Here is a 20,397-nt window from a genome sequence, read left to right as displayed (position 1 = left end):
AGATCCTCAGCGCTCAGTCTCGCGGTCAAAATCCTCCAGCACTTCCTCCGAATGCTTAGCCTTGGTCTTCAACTCACTGACGATCACCGCCGCCACGATCAACCCTGCGCCCACCAGAGCAATCGCCGGCAAGCGCTCGCCAGCTAGCCGCCCGACAATCCCGGCCCATACCGGCTCACCGGCATAGATCAGTGTCGCCCGAGTCGGTGAAACACTCTTCTGCGCCCAGTTCATTGCCACCTGAATGGCCGCACTCGCCGCGCCCAGGCCCAAAGCCGTTGCGAGCAGCAGCCAGGAAAAGTCCGGAAGCGCTTCGCCAGTCGGCACCACCATCAAAAATGACAACACCGATGTGGTTGCCAGTTGCACCACGGTCACCCGGCGCACATCCACCTGGCCGGCGTAGGTGCTGATCAGAATGATTTCGGCGGCAATGGCTACGGCGCTGATCAGTGTGGCGATTTCACCGGGGCTGAAATTCAGCGAGGCTCCGGACGGCCCCGACAACAGCATCAATCCGGTAAACGCCAGCATGATGCCAATGCTCGGCATCAACCCCGGTCGTCGCCCCAGCACCAGCCATTGCAGCAGCGGCACGAATGGCACATACAGCGCGGTAATAAACGCCGACTGACTGCTCGCAATCGTCTGCAACCCGACCGTCTGCAAGCCGTAACCGAGCATGATTGCGACGCCAATGAAGGCGCCTGCCTTGAGTTCGAACAGAGTCAGCTCACTCAGGTGCCGCCACGAAAAAAGCGCGACGATGGCAGCTGCGGCGGCAAAGCGCAGGCCGACGAAGAACATCGGGCCGCTGACGGTCATCGCATGCTGCACCAGCAAAAAGGTGCCGCCCCAGATCATGGTGATCAGCACCAGCACGCACTCGGCCTTGCTGAAGCGGGAGAAACGAGGGGAGGTGTCGGGGCGATTCACTGACGTCATGTCCTTGCGCGCGGGAGAAAGAGCGACGCACAATGCGCCAAATGTTGCGCAGTATACTGCCCAACCCCACCGAGTGAGCAATATAGTGCACAAAGATTCCAGCCAACGCGCCTCCGTCCTGCAACACGTCAGCCAGAACGTTCGGCGCTTGCGGCACGCTGCCGACATGAGCCAGACCGCGCTGGCGGAAAAATCCGGAGTGAGTCGGCGGATGTTGGTGGCGATCGAGGCGGGCGAAAAGAACGTCAGCCTGACCACCCTCGACCGCGTCGCCGAAGCACTCGACGTTGCCTTCAGCGATTTGATCCAGGCCCCCGACGCGCGCGATCCGAGCCGTATCAACGAAGTGGCGTGGGCCGGGAGCATCCCCGGCAGCAAAGCCGTGTTGCTGTCGAAAGCCACCGCAACCCGCGAAGTCGAGCAATGGGAATGGTGCCTGCAACCGGGCGAGGTCTATCCGTCGCAACCGGACGCCGATGGCTGGAGTGAACAGATTTATGTGTTCGAGGGTTGCCTGACCTTGATGCTCGGCGATCATGCGCAGCAGATCAGCACGGGGGAGTTCTTCATGTTTGCCAGTAATCAGCCCCACGCTTATCGCAATGATGGGGATGTGGCGGCGCGGTTTGTGCGCAATGTGGTGATTTGAATGAACCAGCACGCAGACATTCTGATCATTGGCGGTGGCCTCAGCGGCACGATGCTGGCGGTGCAGTTGTTGCGTCGGCCAGGCCAGCGCAGGATTCTGGTCATCGAGCCGCGCGCGGAACTCGGCCGTGGCGAGGCCTACAGTGCAGTCGAGTTGGGCCACACGCTCAATGGCAACGCGGCGCGGATGAGCGTCGATCCGGATAACCCGGATGATTTGACGCAATGGTTGGCCGAGCACATTGCTGCGGGTGGCTGGCCCGAGTCTGCCGAACAGCAGGTGCCGGTCAGTGAACTGTTCCCGCCCCGCGGATTGTTCGGCGTTTATGTGCAGCAGCGTTTAGCCGAAGCACGCAATGTTGGTGCGCAGATGGGATCGACCGTCGAGCACATCTGCGCAGAAGCCGTCGACCTGCAAATCAATAAGGATTCGGTGCAGCTCACCTTGAACAATGGCCAGCAATTGCACGGCGCGTACGCAGTGCTCGCAACCGGCATGTTCCCCGCCGCACGCACGCCGCAGAAGCAATCCAGCGGTCTAAACGCTGCCGCGCTGGATCCGTGGGATGTCGCGGCCATGCGTCAGCTCGATGCGCAATCGAGCGTGCTGATCATTGGTTCCGGCCTGACCATGGTCGATGCGGTGGTTTCGCTGGAACAGGCCGGGCATCGTGGGCCTATCGAAGTGTTTTCCCGTCACGGCTTGCTGCCCCATGTGCGTCGGCAACCGCCGGCGTGGGTGGATTTCCTTGCTGAAGACCATGGCATTCGTTCCCCCCGACAGTTATTGCGCGAGCTGCGACGGCATTGCCGCGACGCCATCGCACAAGGCATCGACTGGCAAGCGCCGCTGGACACGGTGCGAGCACACATCGGCCGACTGTGGAGCCAGGCAACTGATGTGCAGCGTCGACAATTCGTACGTCATGTGCGGCCTTGGTGGGAAAGCCATCACCACCGTTCGCCACCGCTGAGTGCGCAGTTGGTCGAGCGTCTGCAAAGCGAAGGGCGGTTGCGGATTCACGCGGCTTCGTTCAAAGGGCTTGAACCTTGCGCGCAGAGTGGTGTGAGTATTCGCATTCGTCCGCGGGGTGAAGCGCAAACCTGCGTGCTACATGGCGCCGCGCTGATCAACTCCAGCGGTATCGAATATGACTGGCGTCGAGTGGCGCGACCGTTGCCACAGCAATTGTTGGCGCGGGGATTGATACTACCGGGGCCGTTGGCGTTAGGGATAGCGGCAGCGACTGACGGAGGTGTTGTGGACGAACACGGGCAAGCAGCGAGTCGCTTGTTCGCAATGGGCCCGCCGTTGCGCGGGATGTGGTGGGAGAGTACGGCGGTGACGGATGTGGCGCTGCAGGCGAAGGCGCTGGCGGCGCGGTTGACGGATTGAGAGGGCCTGCGGGGTTGAGGGTGTACGTTCGGCCGTCATCGCTGGCAAGCCAGCTCCCACAGGGTCTTGCGTTGAGCACAAGATCTTTGCCCAACACAAATTCCTGTAGGAGCTGCGGCACGCTGCGATCTTTTGATTTTGACCTTTGAAAACAAGATCAAAAGATCGCAGCGTGCCGCAGCTCCTACAGGGGGCTTGTGTGGCTGAACCTTACGCCACCACTCGATAGCACGGCACATACGCCGCGCCGCCCGGCAGTTTCATCCGGTGCTGGGCGACGAAGGCTTTGAGCAGTGCGTCGAGCGGTTGCATGATCGCGGCGTCACCGCGGATCTGGTAAGGGCCGTGTTCCTCGATCAGGCGAATGCCCTTGTCTTTGACGTTACCCGCCACGATCCCTGAGAACGCCCGGCGCAGGTTGGCCGCGAGTTCATGCGGTGGCTGGTCGCGGTGCAGTTTCAGGTTGGCCATGTTTTCGTGGGTCGGATCGAACGGACGCTGGAAACCCTCATCGATCTTCAGCAGCCAGTTGAAGTGGAACGCGTCGTTACGCTCGCGGCGGAACTGCTTCACGGCTTTCAGGCCCTGGGTCATCTGGCGCGCGACTTCAGTCGGGTCGTCGATGATGATTTCGTAGTGCTGCTTGGCCGCTTCACCGAGGGTCGCGATGACGAACGCGTCGAGCTGCTCCAGATACGGCGCAGCATGTTTCGGCCCGGTCAGGATGACCGGGAACGGCAGGCCTTCGTTGTCCGGATGCATGAGGATGCCCAGCAGATAGAGGAACTCTTCCGCCGTACCGGCACCGCCCGGGAAGATGATGATGCCGTGGCCGACACGCACGAACGCTTCCAGACGTTTTTCGATGTCCGGCAGGATCACCAGCTCATTGACGATCGGGTTTGGCGCTTCGGCAGCGATGATGCCCGGCTCGGTCAGACCGAGGTAGCGACCGCCGTGAATACGCTGTTTGGCGTGGGCGATGGTCGCGCCTTTCATCGGGCCCTTCATCACGCCGGGGCCGCAGCCGGTGCAGATGTCGAGGCTGCGCAGGCCCAGTTCGTGGCCGACTTTCTTGGTGTATTTGTATTCTTCGGTGTTGATCGAGTGACCGCCCCAGCACACGACGATTTTCGGCTCGACACCCGGGCGCAGGGTGCGGGCGTTGCGCAGCAGATGAAAGACGTAGTCGCTGATGCCTTGGGAAGTGCTGAGATCGATGCGTTGGCTGTCGAGTTCGTTTTCGGTGTAGACGATGTCACGCAGGGCGCTGAACAGCATTTCCCGGGTGCTGGCGATCATTTCGCCATCGACGAAGGCATCGGCCGGAGCGTTCAGCAGCTCGAGGCGCACACCGCGATCCTGCTGGTGAATGCGTATTTCGAAGTCCTTGTAGGCTTCAAGAATGGTCTTGGCATTATCGACATGAGCGCCGGTGTTGAGGATGGCCAGGGCGCACTGGCGGAACAGGGTGTAGGTGCTGCCGGATCCGGCTTCGCTCAGTTGCTGCACTTCACGTTGAGAAAGGGTTTCCAGGCTGCCTTTGGGGCTGACCGAAGCATTGATTACGTGTCGTTGGGTCATGCAATGATCCTTAAAACGATGTCATCCCAAAACCAGGCGGATGGCATCCGAATAGTGTGTATCCATGAATGAAGATGGCACGATCTGCGCTATACCGCCATGTCCCCGTTGGACGATGAAAAGATGAAAAGGGCCCCCAGCATAGCTAAATCCATCGCAGAGGCGATAATGCGCGGGCCCGTTTTTCTGTTGCACCTTTTTTTCTCGCTCAAGGAAGTCATTTGTGATGTTCGAGATTCAGCCGATGGACGCCGCCACTTTTCGCCAGCAGACCCGCCGCAGCACGCTGATCATCGCCGTGCTGTTCCTGGTGCTGGCGATGTTGTTTTCGACGGCGGCGGTGGCGCTGTTCGGCGAGCCTGACGGCGATAACCTGCGATTCAATGTCGGCGGGGTGTTTCTGGCGTTCTTGCTGACGGGGGCGTTGTTGCGCGGGCGTTTCTGGAATCAGAGCTGGATGGCGCCGGCGGTGTATGGCTGGCGGCTCAAGCGCAATTTGATGAGCGTTACCAACGTGATGCATCAGGTGACGGCGGCAGTGGAAAATAATGACCCGATCGCGATGAAAGTGTTGCGCTTCTATCACCAGGGGCTGACGCAAATGCATGAACTGGATGGCAACTCTAGCGATCATGCGCAGTTGCATCGCGAAGTCGAGCAGCACAAGGAGCGGATGCAAGCGCTGGGTCTCGATGTCGACCAGCCACGCCTTGATCCGGCGTGGCTGGAGGCCCTGAAACCTGCGTCGCGTTAAAACGGAATACGGCTCGCTCGGCGCAGTTTCCACGAGCGGATCAATCGCCCGTACACCAGCAGGTTGATCAGCAGCACCACACTGCCCAGCACTAGTTGGATCTGCGGTGTGAGCCCGGCCGGGTAGATGATCGGCCAGATGTAATGTTCGATGAAACCGCCGGCGTACTCGGTTTGCCCGGCGGCGTGGCGCATCAGGTTTTCCCAGTAGGTCAGGGGGCAGGTCAGGTGCAACACCTCGACCGCGAAGCCCCACGCGGCGGCCGGCAAGTGCAGCCACATCAGCCGCGGCCACTTGAGCACCAGCAATCCGCCGAACAGCACGAATAGAATGAACAGCAAATGAAACAGCACCAGCCCGTCGGCTGCGATTCGGTACAGCATGTCGTCTCCCTGACGCATTTGTGATGGGTTCCATGGTACGCCAGTGGCGCTTCACGGACGGCGCGATTTATCGCAATTGCTATGCTCTATCGGTGATCAATTACTTCTGAAAGCGAGGCGGACATGGCAACTGATAAAACGCATCTGGATGATGAAGATGAGCCATCAGAAGAAGAGGTCGAACAACAGAAGAGGAGAGAGGAGCAGACCTGGAAACATGACGACAGCAGAGAGCTGTCGGATCGGGATCAGGAACGCCCGCTAAAACCTTGAACGATGAATAGCAAAAGCCCCGAATCAACGGGGCTTTGACGTTTCAAAGGTCTTCCAACTGCTTGAAATCGGGGTGTGCCGCCCGATAACCCAGGGTTCGGTCGATCCAGGCGCTGAGCTCGTTGACCATCACCGGAGCATGGCCGGGATAACCCTCAAGGGTGGTGCGCAGGATACGTTCAATGTCAGGGACTGAACTCAGGTTTCGGGTCTTGATGTAATGGCCGATAAAACATTCGAGTTGAAAGCGTTCTGTCGTGGACAGATGAATACACTCCAGGCCACTGACCTGTTTGATTGCAAAATCGTCGCGCAACTTATTTCTCTGCAAGGCTTGTAAAAGTTATGGGGAATCCTGGTTTCTTGACTCTTTGGTCAACTGGTATACCAAACGGAAATGCGGCGCGCATGCTAACCGTAGCGAATGTAAATGTATGTATGACGATTGAAATGTCAGACAAGCGGTTAGTTCGCTCAAACGACTGTTTTATTTACGTTTGTCTCAAGATTGATACACCATTTGTAAAGCCTGTGCGCCACCTGTAGGAGCTTTCGAAGGCTGCGGTCTTTTGATCTGGAAAAGCAAAAGATCTCAGCCTTTGGCAACTCCTACATAAGAGAGAACGTGTGGCGCTGGCAAATTTTCAGGCCACTTCAGCGATCAGTTTGGGGCCTTGGTTGCGTGAGTTGCCGACGGCTTTGTCGACTTTGTGCCACTCAAACGCCGCCGCGTCTTCACCCTCGAACAGCAGCATCTGCTCGGCACGTTCCACGGGCGTCGCGGGGTCGAGCCATTCGCGCGCCATTTCAGCGTTGAGCACCACCGGCCGACGGTCGTGAATATCGAGCATGCCGCCCTTGCTGTCGGCCGTGATGATGACGAAGCCATCGTCGTCCCGAGCGTCCGCACCCGGTGTCGGAAATTGCCCAATGGCGGCGCAGAAAACTGGCCCCTGATCCACCCGACGAATCAGCCATGGTTGTCGGGTTTTGTCCTCGGCATCGACCCATTCGAACCAGTTATCGACCGGCACGATCAAGCGGTGACGCCAGATCGCGCGGAAAAACGGCCCGTGCGCGACTTTCTCCACCCGCGCATTGATCGGTGGGGCGCGATCCTTTGCCCTGTGCGGACGCCAGCCCCAGCGCAGGTTGTCCGCGTACACGCGTTGTTCGTATTGATGCAGGACCGCCAGCGCGGTGGTCGGCGCGGCGTTGTAGCGAGCCAGCGGCGCATCGCCGACATGATTGATCAGCGCATCGGGAATGCTCAGCACTGCGACGAAATCGTGAATGCCCCGGTACTGCGAGAGTCTTCCGCACATCGGCTGAATCTCCTGTAGGAAATATCAGCTTAGTTGACCTCGTTTAAGCAGGCACTGGCGCACTGAGCGAGCGCCGGAACCAAACCCTGTGTACCTTATCCAACCTCGGCTCGCAAAGCCGAGCGCAGGGATGGATAAGGGCGAGGGAGTTTTGCCAATCGACAACATGAACGCAGTGGTCGGGCGCAAGGCAAAACATGACATCCGGATTTAAACTTTTTTGTGCAGCGGTCATCGCCCTGATGCTGACTGGCTGCATTGCCGCGCCCATTGAAATGACCGCGCAAACCGAATCCCGGCTGAAGGCTCAAGCGCCGGTGCGTTTTCTGCTGACGTTCGATGACGGCCCCAGCGCCTCGAGTTTCTGGAATCCATCAGCGACGGTGCTCGACAGCCTCAAGGACAACCCGGTGCAGCCGGGCATCAAGGCGCTATTTTTCGTCCAGACGCGAGCGCCCAGGGCTGGCAACAGCGAAATCGGTCGCGGCATCATGCGGCGCGAGTTTGAAGAGGGGCATGTCCTCGCTTTTCATACAGCGACCCATTGGCACACCAACCATCGCTTGCTCGACCCGCAGGAACTCAACGAATCGCTGATCAACGGCTCTGCTGACATTGCCGCCATCACCGGAGCGCCGCCGAAGTTGCTGCGACCGCCGTTCTGGAATTACGACAAACGCACCTTCGCCGCTTATCAGCAGCATGACTTGCGCGTGTTGCTCACGGATCTGAGTGCCAATGACGGCAAGATCTGGGGCTTCAATGCCAGCCCGCGCCGAAGGGCGAATATGGTGCAGCAGCTATCGCAGGTGCGTGAGCGCATCGCCCTCGGTGAGTTTCCCGCTGTGGATGGGGTGATTCCGGTAGTGGTGACCTTTCATGATCTCAACCGTTATACCGCGCGGCATATGCGCGAATACCTGAAAATCCTGCTGGACAGCGCCGCCGCCGCCGGCGTGAGAATGGCGCAAAAGCCGTTTTATGACGATCACGCTCAATTGGAGAAGGCTGCGCTGGCACGCACAGTCCAGCAGAGTTCTGAGTCGGTGCAGTTGCCGGGCATATGGAACTGGATCTGGGATCACGACGCCAACTGACGGGACGCATGAAAAGTGTGATCGGGTTGGCGTTTATCGGGGGGCGGGGCAGTCATCGCCCATCTATGCTCTACGGATCGATCGATTCAACGCCTGCGAGGCGCCCAGCCATGCTTGCCATTGCCGACATTTGCCGCATTGTCGAATCCGGCTTTCCCACGTTTAAATGCGACTGCATTTCAACGACTCAGGGGCTGCTGCAAATCAAAGTCTATGAACCCGGCAGCGGACGCGTCGAGTTACTGCTCAACGGTGTCTCCCCGGAACATCTCGTCACGATCCGCGACATTTCCAACTTTATCGGCGAATTGCGTACAGAAATGAGTGCCGGCCGCAGGGCCTTCGCCGGTTGATGTTTATAAACGCCGTTGAAACGCCCGAACGATGTGCAACGTAGCCTCGCTGGTATTCAGATTGTGCACCGCGTCTAACGGAAACCAGATGCAATCGGTAATTTCGTTCTGCGGGCGCAGCTGTTCAATGTTTAGCACCGAAGCCTCATAGACATGATGTCGGGTTCCGCCGTATTGCAGTTCCATCAGGTAAAGCACTTCATCGGCATTCAGTCCGGTTTCTTCCTGCAATTCGCGCACGGCAGCGTCCGCCCGGGTTTCTCCAGATTCAACTTTGCCGCCAGGCAAATTCCAGCGGCACCTGGGTTTGCGCACCAGGAGGATATGTCGATCCTGTTCGCAAATGACGGTTGCACGTACTTTCATCGGTTACCTGTTACCGCTGTCACAAAAAAGAAATAAAACTGCAATATTCGAGCCGGGCCTTTGGATAAAGGTTCCTTTGACGTTGGAGCGTCGAGTATTGAGAGAAGTGCCAAATGGAGGACAGGCTTGCGTAGTACGAGCGGATATAGAAAACGCTAAACGCGTGTTTAGGGGCGCGAGGCGAGAAGACGGGTTGTAAAAATAGCCCCGGCTGACGCCAGGGCTTTGGTTTGCAGCGGTACAGTAAACGTCAGTGGACTTTGGTACGACTGATTGCCCGTGCCTTCACTTCCTTGGCATACAACTGCAGCCGCTCTTCATCGCTTTGCAAGACCTCACAGGACCTCAGGACTGACTGCGCGTCAGCCTCGTTGCCAGACTTGCGCAACTGCTCGGCGATGCGTTTCAGATCGACTGCCGACCAGCGCAGATCCGATGCAACGCTTTGCAGGTCGCGTTGCAGTTCGTGTTCGTATTCGTTGAGCCGCATGATCACCTCCGGAACATTCTCGGTAAAAAAGAGTAGTCGCATTTTTCACCCGTCGCGCGTGGTTTATCTGTGATCTGCTGAATGGGTGTAAAAAATTGTCCAATCTCCACAGCGGGCGCGATGCCACGATGGATGTGTTGTCTGTTAGGCGGTACATTCACTTTTTTAGCAAAAGGAAACATCATGCGGATATGGATCGGGGGGCTGGCGTTGGCCGTGTTGGCAGGGTGCTCGTTGCCGACATCGTTGGTGCCGGGTGAGCCCAATGTCAGAAAGACCAGTAGCAAGGCGCCCAAAGACTATGCCGCGTGCGTATTACCGTTGTGGCAGAAGGATGTTGCGAAAACCTCGCAGACATCGATCTCCAACGGTTACCGCATCACCGCACCGAGCATCATCACGGCTGACGAGATTCTTGAAATCGTCAAATACAAGGACGGCAGCAGCGTGTCCTTGTACCAGGGCCCGCCTTGGGCCAAGTCCGGCTCGCTACGCCAATCTGTGCGTGATTGCCTGTAGCGATTGTCGGGTGCAGAAAAAGCAGAAACCGCTTTAACGGTTTCTGCTTTTTTTTCGCCTGTTGGTAGTTAAAAAGGGCGCTTGGTCTGAAATGTCGGTCATTGTTCTGGGGGCTTGCAACGCGATGGCGGTTCGGCGAAATGAGCTGTGACAGTTGCTCGCGAGGATTTTTTTAGCGTGCGCTAGGCTTTGGAGTGCCGGCCGAAAATCAGGCCGACATGTCTTTCAAGGAGCCACGGATCATGGATGATCTGGTCAAAGAAGTTATTCCGCTGTTGCAGTATCTGATTCCCGGTTTTCTATCAACGTGGATTTTTTATTCGCTTACAGCGTTCAGGCGGCCGGATACGTTTGGCCAGATTATGCAGGCGTTGATTTTCACGTTTGTGATTCATGGGGCGGTTGCAGGAATTGGTGTGGCCTGTTTGTGGGTGGGTGCAAAGGGATTTTCTGTAGGAAAGTGGAATGGAGAGGCTGAGGCAGTGTGGGCATTCTTTTCTTCGGTGCTGCTTGGGCTGCTGGCCTGTCGTTTGGCCACCAATGACAAGTTGCATGGATGGTTGCGCAATAGAAACGTAACGAAACAATCTTCCTACCCAAGCGAATGGTTCAGCGCATTCGTTCAAAATGACCGCTTCATCACTTTGCATTTGACCGACGAAAGGCGCGTGCTTGGCTGGCCGGTTGAGTGGCCGCCTGAGTCAGCCAATGGGCAGTTTGTGATGCAGGATCCGCATTGGCTCGACGAAGATGGCAAATCGGTGCCTTTTGGTGCCGAATTTTTGCTGATAGATTCGGCGAAAGTTAAATGGGTTGAATTCAACCCGGCATTAGAGGGTTCATCATGACCGCCAGAGCACCACAACCCATGCCAAAGGAGTACGAGCGCCTTTTCAGGGGGGCAGACGGAAAACCACTGGCGGAACCACTGATCAAAGGGCCGAGCGCGCCACCACCCCTGAAGCGCCAGCCATCCTTGGAAACCTGATGACTGCCCGGCAGTCATCGTGATGCTTCAAAGCGTCTCCACCAACCAATCCCGAAACGCCTTCAGCGACGGCAGCGCTTCATTACGCGGTGGGTACACCAGGTAATAGCTGCGCCGACTGATAATCGGTTCCCCCAGTTGCAGCAAATCCCCATTCAGCAGTTCGTCCTCGACCAGAATCCGCGGCACCAGGCCAACGCCAATATTCGCCCGCACCGCCTGAATCAAATGCGCAGTCATTTCGAAACTCGGGCCGATGCGCATGCTGCGATGCGGCAAGTCGTGCTGGCTGAACCATTCTGTCCACGCTTGAGCATTATTGCTGACGTTGAGTAGCAATTGCCCGGCGATGTGTTGCCCGGCGTCGTTGCGCTCGGCGGCGGACAGCTGCGTACTGGCAATGACTACCAGTTCCTCGGTGTGCAGGGGCAGGGCGTTCAGCCCTGGCCAGTCGCCGCCGCCCACACAAATCGCCGCGTCGATTTCACTGGTATCAAAGTCGATGGCTTCGATGCGTGAGTGCAAGTGCACGGTCATACCCGGATGTGCGGTGTAGAAATCCTTGAGTCGCGGCAACAGCCATTTCGAGCCGAAGGTCGGCAGCGTCGCCAGCCGCAGACTGTGGATGCCCGAACCAAATGCCATGGCCTGCAAAGTGGCGCTGCGGATCTGCCCGAGTGCTTCGGCGAGTTCACGTTGATACATGCGCCCGACGTCGGTCAGGACTACTTGCCGGCCTTCGCGGCTGAACAGGCGCATGCCGAGCATCTTCTCGAGGATTTGCACCTGACGGCTGACCGCACTTTGTGTCAGCGACAGTTCATGGGCGGCGCGGGTGTAGCTTTCGTGGCGCGCGGCAGCCTCGAAAGCCAGCAATAACGACATGGAAGGAGTGAGGGTGCGCGGATTCATTCGTAAAAGTCATTGATAGTGGGTCGAATTTACGGTTGTCCCAGCGTTCGTCAGCAATGAATATGGGCAACATGAGATGGCGGAGCCTGACGCAATCATTCGTTGCGTACAACTGTTCACCGCCACACGGCCCGATTTTTACCGAGATGTCCTGACCGATGATTGCCCAGCTGTCGCCCGTAACCGCGCAAACCTCCAATTACCAGCAGTTCCTCAATGCGCTGAAGGCCAGCGGTTTTCGTGGTGAAATCAGCGCCGACTACGCCAGTCGCGTGGTGCTGGCCACTGACAATTCTATCTATCAGCGCTTGCCGCAAGCAGCAGTGTTCCCCATGGACGCTGAGGACGTGGCCAAGGTCGCGCGGCTGATTGCCGACCCTGTTTACCAACATGTGGTAATCACGCCGCGCGGCGGTGGTACCGGCACCAATGGCCAGTCGTTGACCGACGGTATCGTTGTCGACTTGTCGCGGCACATGAACCGTATTCTGGAAATCAACGTCGAGCAGCGTTGGGTGCGCGTGCAGGCCGGGGTGGTCAAGGATCAACTCAACGCCGCGCTGAAATCAGCCGGGCTGTTTTTCGCCCCGGAGTTGTCGACCTCCAACCGCGCCACCGTCGGCGGCATGATCAACACCGACGCCAGCGGCCAAGGCAGTTGCACCTACGGCAAGACCCGCGATCACGTGCTCGAACTCGATATGATCCTGCGCGGCGGCGAGCGTCTGCACGGTCTGCCGCTTGCGGAGAGTGAACTCCAGGCACAGTGCGCCCGCGAGGATCGGGTTGGCGAAGTCTATCGTTGTGCGCGGCAGATCATTGATGAGCAGGGTGCGCTGATCAAGGCGCGCTTTCCCGATCTCAACCGCTGCCTGACCGGTTACGACCTGGCGCACCTGCGCGAGGCGGACAATCGCTTCAACCTCAACAGCGTGCTGTGTGGCGCCGAAGGTTCGCTTGGCTTTGTGGTTGAGGCGAAGTTGAACGTGTTGCCGATCCCCAAACATACGATGCTGGTGAACATTCGCTACGCCGGGTTTATGGACGCGTTGCGCGATGCCCGGGCGCTGATGGCGCTTAAGCCGCTGTCGATTGAAACCGTCGACTCGAAAGTGCTGTTGCTGGCGATGCAGGACATTGTCTGGCACGGCGTTGCCGAGTATTTCCCACAGAGCCCCGAACGGCCGACGCTGGGGATCAACCTGGTGGAATTCTGCGGTGACGATGCCGAAGAACTTCAGCGCCGTGTCGAGATGTTCGTTGAGCACTTGAGCAACGATCTTACCGTTGAGCGTCTGGGCCACACGCTGGCGGTAGGTCATGCCGCGGTGAACAAGGTTTACGGCATGCGCAAACGCGCCGTGGGCTTGCTTGGCAACGTTGCGGGTGAAGCGCGGCCGCAGCCGTTTGTCGAAGACACGGCCGTTCCACCGCAGCATCTTGCCGAGTACATCGCCGAGTTGCGTGATCTGCTCGACAGCCATGGTTTGCAGTACGGCATGTTCGGTCATGTCGATGCCGGTGTGCTGCACGTGCGGCCGATTCTCGACATGAAAGACCCGCAACAAGCGGCGCTGGTGCGGCCGGTGTCCGATGGCGTCGCCGCATTGACTCAACGCTACGGCGGCCTGCTGTGGGGCGAGCACGGCAAGGGCCTGCGCTCGGAATATGCGCCGGCGTTTTTTGGTGAGCTGTACCCGGCGCTGCAAGCGCTGAAGGCCGCGTTCGACCCGTTCAACCAATTCAATCCGGGCAAAATCGCTACGGCGGCCAACACTGGCGCTGAGCTGCTGAAGATCGATGAAGTGACCTTGCGTGGCGAACTGGACCGACAAATCGACGAGAAAGTCTGGCAGGACTACGGTGCAGCGATGCACTGCAATGGCAACGGCGCTTGTTACAACTTCGATCCTGATGACGCGATGTGCCCGTCGTGGAAAGCCACCCGTGAGCGCGCGCAATCGCCCAAGGGCCGGGCGTCGTTGATCCGCGAATGGCTGCGATTGCAGGGCGAGGCGGGGGTTGATGTGCTGTCGGAGGCCATTCGCCGACCCGCGTTTTTCAGCACTTTTTGGCGGCGCTGGCGCAACAGCCGCGCGCAAACGCCAGACTTCTCCCATGAGGTCTACGATGCCATGGCCGGTTGTCTGGCGTGCAAATCCTGCGCAGGCCAATGCCCGGTGAAGGTCAACGTGCCGGAGTTTCGCTCGCGATTCCTGGAGTTGTATCACAGCCGTTATCTGCGTCCGGCGCGGGATTATCTGATCGCTTCGCTGGAATACAGCATCCCCTATATGGCGCGGATTCCGGCGCTGTACAACGGTTTGATGGGCGCGTCGGTGGTTCGACAACTGCTGGAACGCCTGGGCGGCATGGTGGATGTGCCGTTGCTCAGCCGTTTCGATTTCCACGCAGCGATGCGCCGTTGGCAGGTGCAGCCGGCGACGGTGCCGACCTTGTCTGCGCTGACTAAGGCGCAACGCGAGCGCAGCGTGGTGCTGGTGCAGGACGCGTTTACCCGGTACTTCGAAGCGCCATTGTTGGCGGATCTGGTCGAGCTGATTTCGCGGCTTGGCTATCAGGTCTATCTGGCGCCGTTCAGTGCCAACGGCAAGCCGCTGCACGTGCAGGGCTTTCTGACGGCCTTCAATCGTGCGGCGTTGCGCAATGCGCGGCAGTTGCGCGAACTGGCGGATGTTGGTGTGCCGCTGGTGGGACTGGACCCGGCCATGACCCTGGTTTATCGCCAGGAATATCAGAAAGTTCCCGGTATGCAGGCATGTCCGCAAGTCGCGCTGCTGCAGGAATGGCTGCTCAATGTGATGCCGGAGCAGGCACCCCAAGGCAACGCCGAGACCTTCCGTCTGCTGGCGCATTGTACGGAGAAAACCAATGCACCGGCCGCGACCCGGCAGTGGGAGCAAGTGTTCGAACGAGCGGGATTGAAACTGACCACGCAGGCTACGGGCTGCTGCGGCATGTCCGGGACCTACGGCCACGAAGCACGCAACCGCGACACATCGGCAGTGATCTACGAACAATCGTGGGCGCGCCAGATCGACACGCCGGAGCACGAGGGCGAAGCGCTGGCCACCGGATATTCGTGCCGCAGCCAGGTCAAGCGCCAGTCGGATCGGGCTGTGCGCCATCCGTTGCAGGTGCTGCTTGCGGGGCTGCGTCGCTGAGCGGTTCGTCGTCCGGCGCGTTGTCCCAGATCAGTCGCGGGTCGAAGCTCATCGCCGAGAGCATGGTGAGCACCACGACCATGCCGAAAAACAGGATGCCCATACGCGGTTCGATATCGCCCAGCGCCTGGAATTTCACCAGCGCCGCGACCAGGGCAACCACCAGTACGTCGAGCATCGACCAATAGCCGATCAACTCGACAAATCGAAACAGCTTCGAGCGCTCCCGACGCGCCCAGCCACTGTCACGCTGCACGGTGATCAGCAGCAGCGTGAGGGCGCCGAACTTGACGCCCGGCACGGCAATACTGGCGATGAAGATGATCAGCGCGATATCCCACGCGCCGTGTTGCCAGAACTCCAGCACGCCGCTCATGATCGTGCTGTCGGCGCCGCTGCCCAGCATCGTGGTGTTCATCACCGGCAGCAAGTTGGCCGGCACGTAAAACACCAGTGCGGCAATCAGATAGGCCCAGGTGCGGGTGAGCGAATTGGTTTTGCGCCGGTGCAGCGGGGCATCGCAGCGCGGGCACTCATGGGGTTCGTCGGTCATGTCGCAGGCCAGGCCGCAACTGTGGCACAGGCACAGGTTGAGCTCGCTGGCGGTCGCCGGTCGCTTCATAAGATGTCCCAGAGTTCACGGATGTCTCGGCCGGCAATGCGGATCATCATCAGGCTCAGCACGGCCAGGGCGAACAAGCCGATACCGGGCAGCACATCAAGCATCCCGGCCAGTTTGAACACGGCGACCATCGCTCCGAGCAAACACACTTCCAGCATGCTCCACGGGCGCAGCGTTTCCAGCCAGCGCATACAGACCTTGAAGCCTGGCGCGCGTCGGGATGAAAGGGCGAAACTCAGCACCCAGATCAGCAGCACCAACTGAAACGCCGGGGCAATAATGATCGAAATTGCGGCCACCATCGCCATGAACGTGATCGGCCCCTGGTTCAGGGCGAGCACCGAATCCCACAGTGTCGCGCTATTTTTCAGGCCTTTGAGGCTGATGCTCATCACCGGATAGAAATTGGCGAACAGCCACAGCATCGCCGCCGTGAACGTCAGGGCCAGACGCTGCTCAACGGTCAGTCCGTTGAAGCGCTCGAGTACCCCGCCGCAGCGTACGCATAGGGATTTCTGATGTTTGCCGAGCACGGCTTTTTCATACACGCAATCGCAGTGCTCGCAGATGATCAGTTGTTCGGGGGCGATCATGGACAACGCTCGATTCAGGGACCTGATCACTATAGACGCTCATCCTGAAGAGCTGTCGCAGGCTGCGATTTTTAACGCCTGTTTTTGACGATCAAAAAAACCTCGAGCGGTGTTGCTTAGTGATTTCCAGACCTGAAATACAAAAAATGCAGGAGTGAGCCTGCTCGCGATAGCGCAGTGTCAGCCAGTCAAATGTTCACTGACACTCCCTCATCGCGAGCAGGCTCGCTCCTTCAGTGGTTTTGTGGTGTCTGGATTATTTACGATCCAGCCACACCGTCTGCGCGTTGCAGAACTCGCGAACGCCGAAGTGCGACAGTTCACGGCCAAACCCACTCTTTTTCACACCACCGAAGGTCACGCGTGGGTCGCTGGCGGAATAGCCGTTGATGAATACCCCGCCGGTTTCCAGCTCGCTGGTCAGTTGTTGCGCCAGTTGCACATTGGCGGTGTAGATCGTTGCGGTCAGGCCGAATTCGCTGTCGTTAGCCAGCGCGACGGCATGCGCGCAATCGCGGGCGGTGATGATCGAGGCGACCGGGCCGAACAGTTCCTGTTTGAACGAGGTCATGCGATCGGTGACGTCGGCCAGTACGGTCGGTTCGTAGTAGTTGCCAGCCCCAGCGGTTTTGCCGCCGCCGAGCAACAGGGTCGCACCTTCTTCGAGGGTGTCGCGCACTTGCTGATCGAGTTCATCACGCAGATCAAAACGCGCCATCGGCCCGATGTAAGTATCGGCAGACAGCGGATCACCCACTTTCAGCTTGCGCGTTGCCTCAACGAATTTGCGGGTGAATTCTTCAACGACGCCTTCTTCGATGATCAGACGCTTGGCCGCTGCGCAGACCTGGCCGGAGTTCTGGTAGCGACCGATCACCGCGGCCTGAACGGCTTCGTCGAGATTGGCGTCATTAAGCACGATAAACGGATCAGATCCACCCAACTCCAGCACGCATTTCTTCAGCGCGGCACCGGCCTGAGCGCCGATGGCCATGCCAGCGCGGACGCTGCCGGTCAGCGTAACGGCAGCAATGCGCGGGTCGGCGATGGCGCTGGAGACGCCTTCTGGAGTGACGTTGATCACTTCAAACACGCCAGGGGCAAAGCCTGCGCGGGTAAACGCATCGCGCAGCAAATAAGCGCTACCCATCACGTTAGGCGCATGCTTGAGGACGTAGGTATTGCCGGCGATAAGCGCTGGAACGGCACCTCGCAGCACTTGCCAGATCGGGAAGTTCCACGGCATCACGGCGAGGATCGGGCCGAGCGGGCGGTATTCGATGCGCGCCTTGCCGCCTTCAACCTGAGTCGCTTCAGCATCGAGCATGGCCGGGCCATGTTCGGCGTACCACTCGCAGAGCTTGGCGCATTTCTCGATTTCACCGCGGGCCTGGGCGATGGGCTTGCCCATTTCCAAGGTGATCATGGTGGCCATGGCCTCAGCGGTTTCACGCAGCGCGCCGGCGAGGGCGGTCAGAGCGCGAGAGCGATCTTGCAGCGGCTTGCGTTTCCACTTGCTGAAGCCGAATGCGGCGCGGGTCAGCGCGGCATCGAGGGCTTCTGCGGATTCAAACGCGTAGTGGCCGATCTGCTCGCCGGTGGCGGGGTTGATCGAGATGGCGTGGGTCTGGCTGGAAATCTGGCTCATGGCTGTCGTCCTGCGTGTTCAAAGGATGGAGCTAGAGTAGGGTGGTGTTTGTTTTCTGGAAACTGAATAATAAAGATCGTTTCTTTCACGATTAGAGAATGACTATGGATCTGGTGCAGCTGGAAATCTTCAAAGCCGTTGCCGAACACGGCAGCATCAGCGCCGCCGCCGCGCAGATCCATCGCGTGCCGTCGAACCTGACCACGCGGATCAAACAGCTTGAGCAGGACCTGGGCGTCGATCTGTTTATTCGTGAGAAAAGCCGTTTGCGCCTGTCGCCGGCTGGTTGGAGTTTTCTTGAATACGCACGGCGCATTCTCGATCTGGTGCAAGAGGCGCGGGCCACGGTTGCCGGTGAAGAACCGCAGGGCGCGTTTCCTCTGGGTTCGCTGGAAAGTACCGCCGCAGTGCGCATCCCTGAGCTGCTGGCGGCGTATAACCAGTTGCACCCGAAAGTCGATCTGGACCTGTCCACCGGTCCGTCCGGGACAATGATCGACGGCGTGCTATCCGGGCGTCTGGCCGCTGCATTTGTCGACGGCCCGGTGTTGCATCCGGCGCTGGAGGGCGTGCCGGCGTTTGAAGAGGAAATGGTCATCATCGCACCGCTTAACCACCTGCCAGTCCAGCGCGCGGCGGATGTGAACGGCGAGAGCATCTACGCATTTCGCTCCAACTGCTCCTACCGTCACCACTTCGAAAAATGGTTCAGCACCGACGCCGCCGTGCCCGGCAAGATCTTCGAAATGGAGTCCTATCACGGCATGCTCGCCTGCGTCAGTGCTGGCGCAGGCCTGGCGCTGATGCCACGCAAAATGCTGCAAAGCATGCCAGGCAGCGCGACAGTGAGTGTCTGGCCGCTGACGGCAGATTTTCGCTACCTGACCACTTGGCTGGTGTGGCGGCGGGGCACGGTGTCGCGCAGTTTGAGCATGTTCGTGCGCTTGCTTGAAGAGCGCGGTGTGGTGCGTGCCGAAGAGTAATTGGCACTGTGTGTGAGTGTGGTTTTTGGCACAGGCCATCGGCGATGGCCGCGAGAGTTTCCACGCATACGACCCGTGTCAAATACCGGATCGGCTCATTGCGCCTCACCGTGTGGGTTGAGGTTGGCGATCAGTTCGTCGGTGCTGGCGATGACATGGGCGAAGGTCGGGCCGTTGAGTTCGTGAGCGGCGTGCATCATTTCCGCTTTGAACGCGGCGGTGGCATCGCGCAGCAAGGTGACGTGATAGCCCAGTTCAGAAGCATAGCGGGCGGTGGCCTCGATGCAGGTGTTGGCCAGCAGACCGGCGATGATCACGTGAGTGATGCCTTTCTGTTTCAGGCGAAAATCCAGATCGGTATTGGCGAAACCACTGGAGCCCCAATGTTCCTGAACGACGATGTCGCCGTCTTGCGGCGCGAAGTCCGGATGCCATTCACCGCCCCATTCGCCACGGGCAAAATGGTGCATGTGCATGATCTTGCATTGGGTCGGCGTGGGGTGATCCCAGTTTTCGTAATCGCCTTTTTCCCAGCGATGATGGGGGACGATGACTACTGGAATTTGCAGGCCGCGCACGGCGCGGTCGAGTTTGCGCAGGTTGTCGAGTAAACCGTTCTGTTCGGCCATCGGCTTGATCAGCGGGAAGACCTTGCCGCCCTCCGAGAGAAAATCGTTGTACGGATCGACCAGCAAGTAAGCGGTTCTGTCTAGCGGATAGCGAGGTTGCAACATGACTGTTTGCTCCGGCAAAGAGATTGAACGGTGCGCAGGGCTTGTCCCGCTGCCATGTTGATATGATAATCATAGTAATGATGAAAGAGGCAAGCCCTGATGGCAATAAACGATAGTCCGTCTGACACGCTGTGCCCGGTGGCGCGAGCGGAGGCAATCGTAGGTGACCGCTGGACAGTGCTGGTTTTGCGCGAGTTGTTTATGGGCAGCCATCGCTATGACGAGATTCAGGCGCAAACCGCTGGCACCCCGCAGATGGTCGCCTCCCGTCTGAAAAATCTGGAGGCAGACGGGTTGGTCGAGCGTCGTTTGTACAACGAGCGGCCAAAACGCTACGAGTACCACCTCACCGCGAAAGGCGAGGCGTTTTATCCGGTGTTGATTGCGTTGCGGGCGTGGGGAGAAACCTGGTGCAAGGCACCGGAAGAGGGAGTGGCAGTCAACATGACCCACAAAACCTGTGATCACGACGCAGGTTTGGGCCCGCTATGCGATCACTGCGGCGAACCTCTGCGGCGCGCAGACCTGATCAGCCAACCGCGAGAAGCCTACGCCGCCGAACGGCAGGCGCGGCGTGAGGCGTTCAAGGCGAAATAGCG

At 58.9% G+C, this 20,397-nt stretch carries 23 protein-coding genes; 11 read left to right on the top strand and 12 right to left on the bottom strand.

Annotated elements, in window-relative coordinates; translation table 11 throughout:
- Window positions 1-6: 6 nt before the first annotated feature.
- A complete protein-coding gene (locus ICA15_RS08210) occupies window positions 7-945 on the bottom strand; it encodes a DMT family transporter (protein ID WP_210552952.1) in 939 nt (312 codons plus the stop codon).
- An 85-nt stretch (window positions 946-1,030) separates the two neighbouring features.
- Here ICA15_RS08210 and ICA15_RS08205 point away from each other — a divergent pair, with 85 nt between their 5' ends.
- Window positions 1,031-1,594: a helix-turn-helix domain-containing protein gene (locus ICA15_RS08205; RefSeq protein ID WP_210552951.1), complete on the top strand. Its 564-nt coding sequence runs from the start codon at window positions 1,031-1,033 to the stop codon at window positions 1,592-1,594.
- A complete protein-coding gene (locus ICA15_RS08200) occupies window positions 1,595-2,989 on the top strand; it encodes an FAD/NAD(P)-binding protein (RefSeq protein WP_210552950.1) in 1,395 nt (464 codons plus the stop codon).
- Between the two features lie 210 nt (window positions 2,990-3,199).
- Here ICA15_RS08200 and ppnN read toward each other — a convergent pair whose 3' ends face one another.
- On the bottom strand, window positions 3,200-4,573 hold the full coding sequence (ppnN, locus tag ICA15_RS08195; protein WP_042559566.1) for a nucleotide 5'-monophosphate nucleosidase PpnN: 1,374 nt from the start codon (window positions 4,571-4,573) through the stop codon (window positions 3,200-3,202).
- A gap of 226 nt (window positions 4,574-4,799) precedes the next feature.
- Between ppnN and ICA15_RS08190 the strand changes: the two genes are divergently transcribed.
- A complete protein-coding gene (locus ICA15_RS08190; RefSeq protein ID WP_210552949.1) occupies window positions 4,800-5,327 on the top strand; it encodes a DUF3087 domain-containing protein in 528 nt (175 codons plus the stop codon).
- Here ICA15_RS08190 and ICA15_RS08185 read toward each other — a convergent pair.
- Complete coding sequence (locus ICA15_RS08185; protein ID WP_150615356.1) at window positions 5,324-5,710, bottom strand: DUF2784 domain-containing protein; 387 nt, start codon at window positions 5,708-5,710, stop codon at window positions 5,324-5,326. The genes ICA15_RS08190 and ICA15_RS08185 overlap by 4 nt on opposite strands.
- A gap of 123 nt (window positions 5,711-5,833) precedes the next feature.
- On the opposite strand from ICA15_RS08185, the gene ICA15_RS08180 reads away from it, so the two are divergent.
- The gene (locus ICA15_RS08180) at window positions 5,834-5,983 is read left to right on the top strand and encodes a hypothetical protein (RefSeq protein WP_191626427.1); all 150 of its coding nucleotides are present in this window, start codon (window positions 5,834-5,836) and stop codon (window positions 5,981-5,983) included.
- A gap of 43 nt (window positions 5,984-6,026) precedes the next feature.
- Here the strand turns inward: ICA15_RS08180 and ICA15_RS08175 are convergent, their stop codons facing one another.
- Entirely contained in the window at window positions 6,027-6,299 is a 273-nt protein-coding gene (locus ICA15_RS08175) for a hypothetical protein (protein WP_210552948.1), read from the bottom strand.
- Between the two features lie 328 nt (window positions 6,300-6,627).
- On the bottom strand, window positions 6,628-7,308 hold the full coding sequence (locus tag ICA15_RS08170) for an SOS response-associated peptidase (protein ID WP_210552947.1): 681 nt from the start codon (window positions 7,306-7,308) through the stop codon (window positions 6,628-6,630).
- 197 nt (window positions 7,309-7,505) lie between these two features.
- Between ICA15_RS08170 and ICA15_RS08165 the strand changes: the two genes are divergently transcribed.
- Together ICA15_RS08165 and ICA15_RS08160 are read left to right on the top strand one after the other, a co-directional pair.
- Window positions 7,506-8,405, top strand: coding sequence for a polysaccharide deacetylase family protein (locus ICA15_RS08165; RefSeq protein WP_210552946.1), 900 nt, complete (start codon window positions 7,506-7,508; stop codon window positions 8,403-8,405).
- A 110-nt stretch (window positions 8,406-8,515) separates the two neighbouring features.
- A complete protein-coding gene (locus ICA15_RS08160) occupies window positions 8,516-8,758 on the top strand; it encodes a DUF1652 domain-containing protein (RefSeq protein WP_210552945.1) in 243 nt (80 codons plus the stop codon).
- Window positions 8,759-8,761: 3 nt separating this feature from the next.
- On the opposite strand, the gene ICA15_RS08155 is transcribed toward ICA15_RS08160, so the two are convergent.
- Both ICA15_RS08155 and ICA15_RS08150 read right to left on the bottom strand, forming a co-directional pair.
- A complete protein-coding gene (locus ICA15_RS08155) occupies window positions 8,762-9,124 on the bottom strand; it encodes an NUDIX hydrolase (RefSeq protein ID WP_150615361.1) in 363 nt (120 codons plus the stop codon).
- Between the two features lie 250 nt (window positions 9,125-9,374).
- Window positions 9,375-9,614 (bottom strand): hypothetical protein, encoded by a 240-nt coding sequence (locus ICA15_RS08150; RefSeq protein WP_016983018.1) that lies wholly within the window; start codon window positions 9,612-9,614, stop codon window positions 9,375-9,377.
- 183 nt (window positions 9,615-9,797) lie between these two features.
- On the opposite strand from ICA15_RS08150, the gene ICA15_RS08145 reads away from it, so the two are divergent.
- Both ICA15_RS08145 and ICA15_RS08140 read left to right on the top strand, forming a co-directional pair.
- The gene (locus ICA15_RS08145; protein ID WP_150602794.1) at window positions 9,798-10,133 is read left to right on the top strand and encodes a hypothetical protein; all 336 of its coding nucleotides are present in this window, start codon (window positions 9,798-9,800) and stop codon (window positions 10,131-10,133) included.
- Window positions 10,134-10,375: 242 nt separating this feature from the next.
- Complete coding sequence (locus tag ICA15_RS08140; RefSeq protein WP_210552944.1) at window positions 10,376-10,981, top strand: DUF6338 family protein; 606 nt, start codon at window positions 10,376-10,378, stop codon at window positions 10,979-10,981.
- A gap of 167 nt (window positions 10,982-11,148) precedes the next feature.
- On the opposite strand, the gene ICA15_RS08135 is transcribed toward ICA15_RS08140, so the two are convergent.
- Complete coding sequence (locus ICA15_RS08135) at window positions 11,149-12,033, bottom strand: LysR substrate-binding domain-containing protein (protein WP_210552943.1); 885 nt, start codon at window positions 12,031-12,033, stop codon at window positions 11,149-11,151.
- 158 nt (window positions 12,034-12,191) lie between these two features.
- Between ICA15_RS08135 and ICA15_RS08130 the strand changes: the two genes are divergently transcribed.
- Window positions 12,192-15,218 (top strand): FAD-binding and (Fe-S)-binding domain-containing protein, encoded by a 3,027-nt coding sequence (locus ICA15_RS08130; protein ID WP_210552942.1) that lies wholly within the window; start codon window positions 12,192-12,194, stop codon window positions 15,216-15,218.
- On the opposite strand, the gene ICA15_RS08125 is transcribed toward ICA15_RS08130, so the two are convergent.
- The 3 genes from ICA15_RS08125 to ICA15_RS08115 form a co-directional block, all read right to left on the bottom strand.
- Window positions 15,151-15,840: a paraquat-inducible protein A gene (locus ICA15_RS08125; protein WP_150615365.1), complete on the bottom strand. Its 690-nt coding sequence runs from the start codon at window positions 15,838-15,840 to the stop codon at window positions 15,151-15,153. The two genes, ICA15_RS08130 and ICA15_RS08125, sit on opposite strands and share 68 nt — an antisense overlap.
- Entirely contained in the window at window positions 15,837-16,433 is a 597-nt protein-coding gene (locus ICA15_RS08120; protein ID WP_150615366.1) for a paraquat-inducible protein A, read from the bottom strand. The genes ICA15_RS08125 and ICA15_RS08120 overlap by 4 nt, the downstream gene beginning before the upstream one ends.
- 256 nt (window positions 16,434-16,689) lie before the next feature.
- The gene (locus ICA15_RS08115; RefSeq protein WP_210552941.1) at window positions 16,690-18,081 is read right to left on the bottom strand and encodes an aldehyde dehydrogenase family protein; all 1,392 of its coding nucleotides are present in this window, start codon (window positions 18,079-18,081) and stop codon (window positions 16,690-16,692) included.
- 104 nt (window positions 18,082-18,185) lie between these two features.
- On the opposite strand from ICA15_RS08115, the gene ptrR reads away from it, so the two are divergent.
- Window positions 18,186-19,064, top strand: a complete 879-nt coding sequence (gene ptrR, locus ICA15_RS08110) for a putrescine utilization regulator PtrR (RefSeq protein ID WP_210553197.1) — start codon at window positions 18,186-18,188, stop codon at window positions 19,062-19,064.
- A 95-nt stretch (window positions 19,065-19,159) separates the two neighbouring features.
- Here the strand turns inward: ptrR and ICA15_RS08105 are convergent, their stop codons facing one another.
- Window positions 19,160-19,798, bottom strand: a complete 639-nt coding sequence (locus ICA15_RS08105; protein ID WP_210552940.1) for an isochorismatase family cysteine hydrolase — start codon at window positions 19,796-19,798, stop codon at window positions 19,160-19,162.
- Window positions 19,799-19,897: 99 nt separating this feature from the next.
- On the opposite strand from ICA15_RS08105, the gene ICA15_RS08100 reads away from it, so the two are divergent.
- The gene (locus ICA15_RS08100) at window positions 19,898-20,395 is read left to right on the top strand and encodes a winged helix-turn-helix transcriptional regulator (RefSeq protein ID WP_210552939.1); all 498 of its coding nucleotides are present in this window, start codon (window positions 19,898-19,900) and stop codon (window positions 20,393-20,395) included.
- Window positions 20,396-20,397: the final 2 nt, after the last annotated feature.

The organism is Pseudomonas sp. P116, from assembly GCF_020149425.1.
In the GTDB taxonomy this organism is placed as follows: Bacteria; Pseudomonadota; Gammaproteobacteria; order Pseudomonadales; family Pseudomonadaceae; genus Aquipseudomonas; species Aquipseudomonas anatoliensis.
Note: the sequence above shows the minus strand (reverse complement) of the source record. Positions and strands in the feature narration are given on the sequence as shown.

Bases quoted from the DNA above. Each gene is read 5' to 3' on its own strand.
- ICA15_RS08100 (WP_210552939.1), top strand. From the start codon at position 19,898: ATGGCAATAAACGATAGTCCGTCTGACACGCTGTGCCCGGTGGCGCGA.
- ICA15_RS08165 (WP_210552946.1), top strand. From the start codon at position 7,506: ATGACATCCGGATTTAAACTTTTTTGTGCAGCGGTCATCGCCCTGATG.
- ICA15_RS08200 (WP_210552950.1), top strand. From the start codon at position 1,595: ATGAACCAGCACGCAGACATTCTGATCATTGGCGGTGGCCTCAGCGGC.
- ICA15_RS08155 (WP_150615361.1), bottom strand. From the start codon at position 9,124: ATGAAAGTACGTGCAACCGTCATTTGCGAACAGGATCGACATATCCTC.
- ICA15_RS08130 (WP_210552942.1), top strand. From the start codon at position 12,192: ATGATTGCCCAGCTGTCGCCCGTAACCGCGCAAACCTCCAATTACCAG.
- ICA15_RS08170 (WP_210552947.1), bottom strand. From the start codon at position 7,308: ATGTGCGGAAGACTCTCGCAGTACCGGGGCATTCACGATTTCGTCGCA.
- ICA15_RS08210 (WP_210552952.1), bottom strand. From the start codon at position 945: ATGACGTCAGTGAATCGCCCCGACACCTCCCCTCGTTTCTCCCGCTTC.
- ICA15_RS08120 (WP_150615366.1), bottom strand. From the start codon at position 16,433: ATGATCGCCCCCGAACAACTGATCATCTGCGAGCACTGCGATTGCGTG.
- ICA15_RS08115 (WP_210552941.1), bottom strand. From the start codon at position 18,081: ATGAGCCAGATTTCCAGCCAGACCCACGCCATCTCGATCAACCCCGCC.
- ICA15_RS08105 (WP_210552940.1), bottom strand. From the start codon at position 19,798: ATGTTGCAACCTCGCTATCCGCTAGACAGAACCGCTTACTTGCTGGTC.
- ICA15_RS08125 (WP_150615365.1), bottom strand. From the start codon at position 15,840: ATGAAGCGACCGGCGACCGCCAGCGAGCTCAACCTGTGCCTGTGCCAC.
- ICA15_RS08180 (WP_191626427.1), top strand. From the start codon at position 5,834: ATGGCAACTGATAAAACGCATCTGGATGATGAAGATGAGCCATCAGAA.
- ICA15_RS08190 (WP_210552949.1), top strand. From the start codon at position 4,800: ATGTTCGAGATTCAGCCGATGGACGCCGCCACTTTTCGCCAGCAGACC.
- ppnN (WP_042559566.1), bottom strand. From the start codon at position 4,573: ATGACCCAACGACACGTAATCAATGCTTCGGTCAGCCCCAAAGGCAGC.
- ICA15_RS08185 (WP_150615356.1), bottom strand. From the start codon at position 5,710: ATGCTGTACCGAATCGCAGCCGACGGGCTGGTGCTGTTTCATTTGCTG.
- ICA15_RS08150 (WP_016983018.1), bottom strand. From the start codon at position 9,614: ATGCGGCTCAACGAATACGAACACGAACTGCAACGCGACCTGCAAAGC.
- ICA15_RS08160 (WP_210552945.1), top strand. From the start codon at position 8,516: ATGCTTGCCATTGCCGACATTTGCCGCATTGTCGAATCCGGCTTTCCC.
- ptrR (WP_210553197.1), top strand. From the start codon at position 18,186: ATGGATCTGGTGCAGCTGGAAATCTTCAAAGCCGTTGCCGAACACGGC.
- ICA15_RS08140 (WP_210552944.1), top strand. From the start codon at position 10,376: ATGGATGATCTGGTCAAAGAAGTTATTCCGCTGTTGCAGTATCTGATT.
- ICA15_RS08135 (WP_210552943.1), bottom strand. From the start codon at position 12,033: ATGAATCCGCGCACCCTCACTCCTTCCATGTCGTTATTGCTGGCTTTC.
- ICA15_RS08145 (WP_150602794.1), top strand. From the start codon at position 9,798: ATGCGGATATGGATCGGGGGGCTGGCGTTGGCCGTGTTGGCAGGGTGC.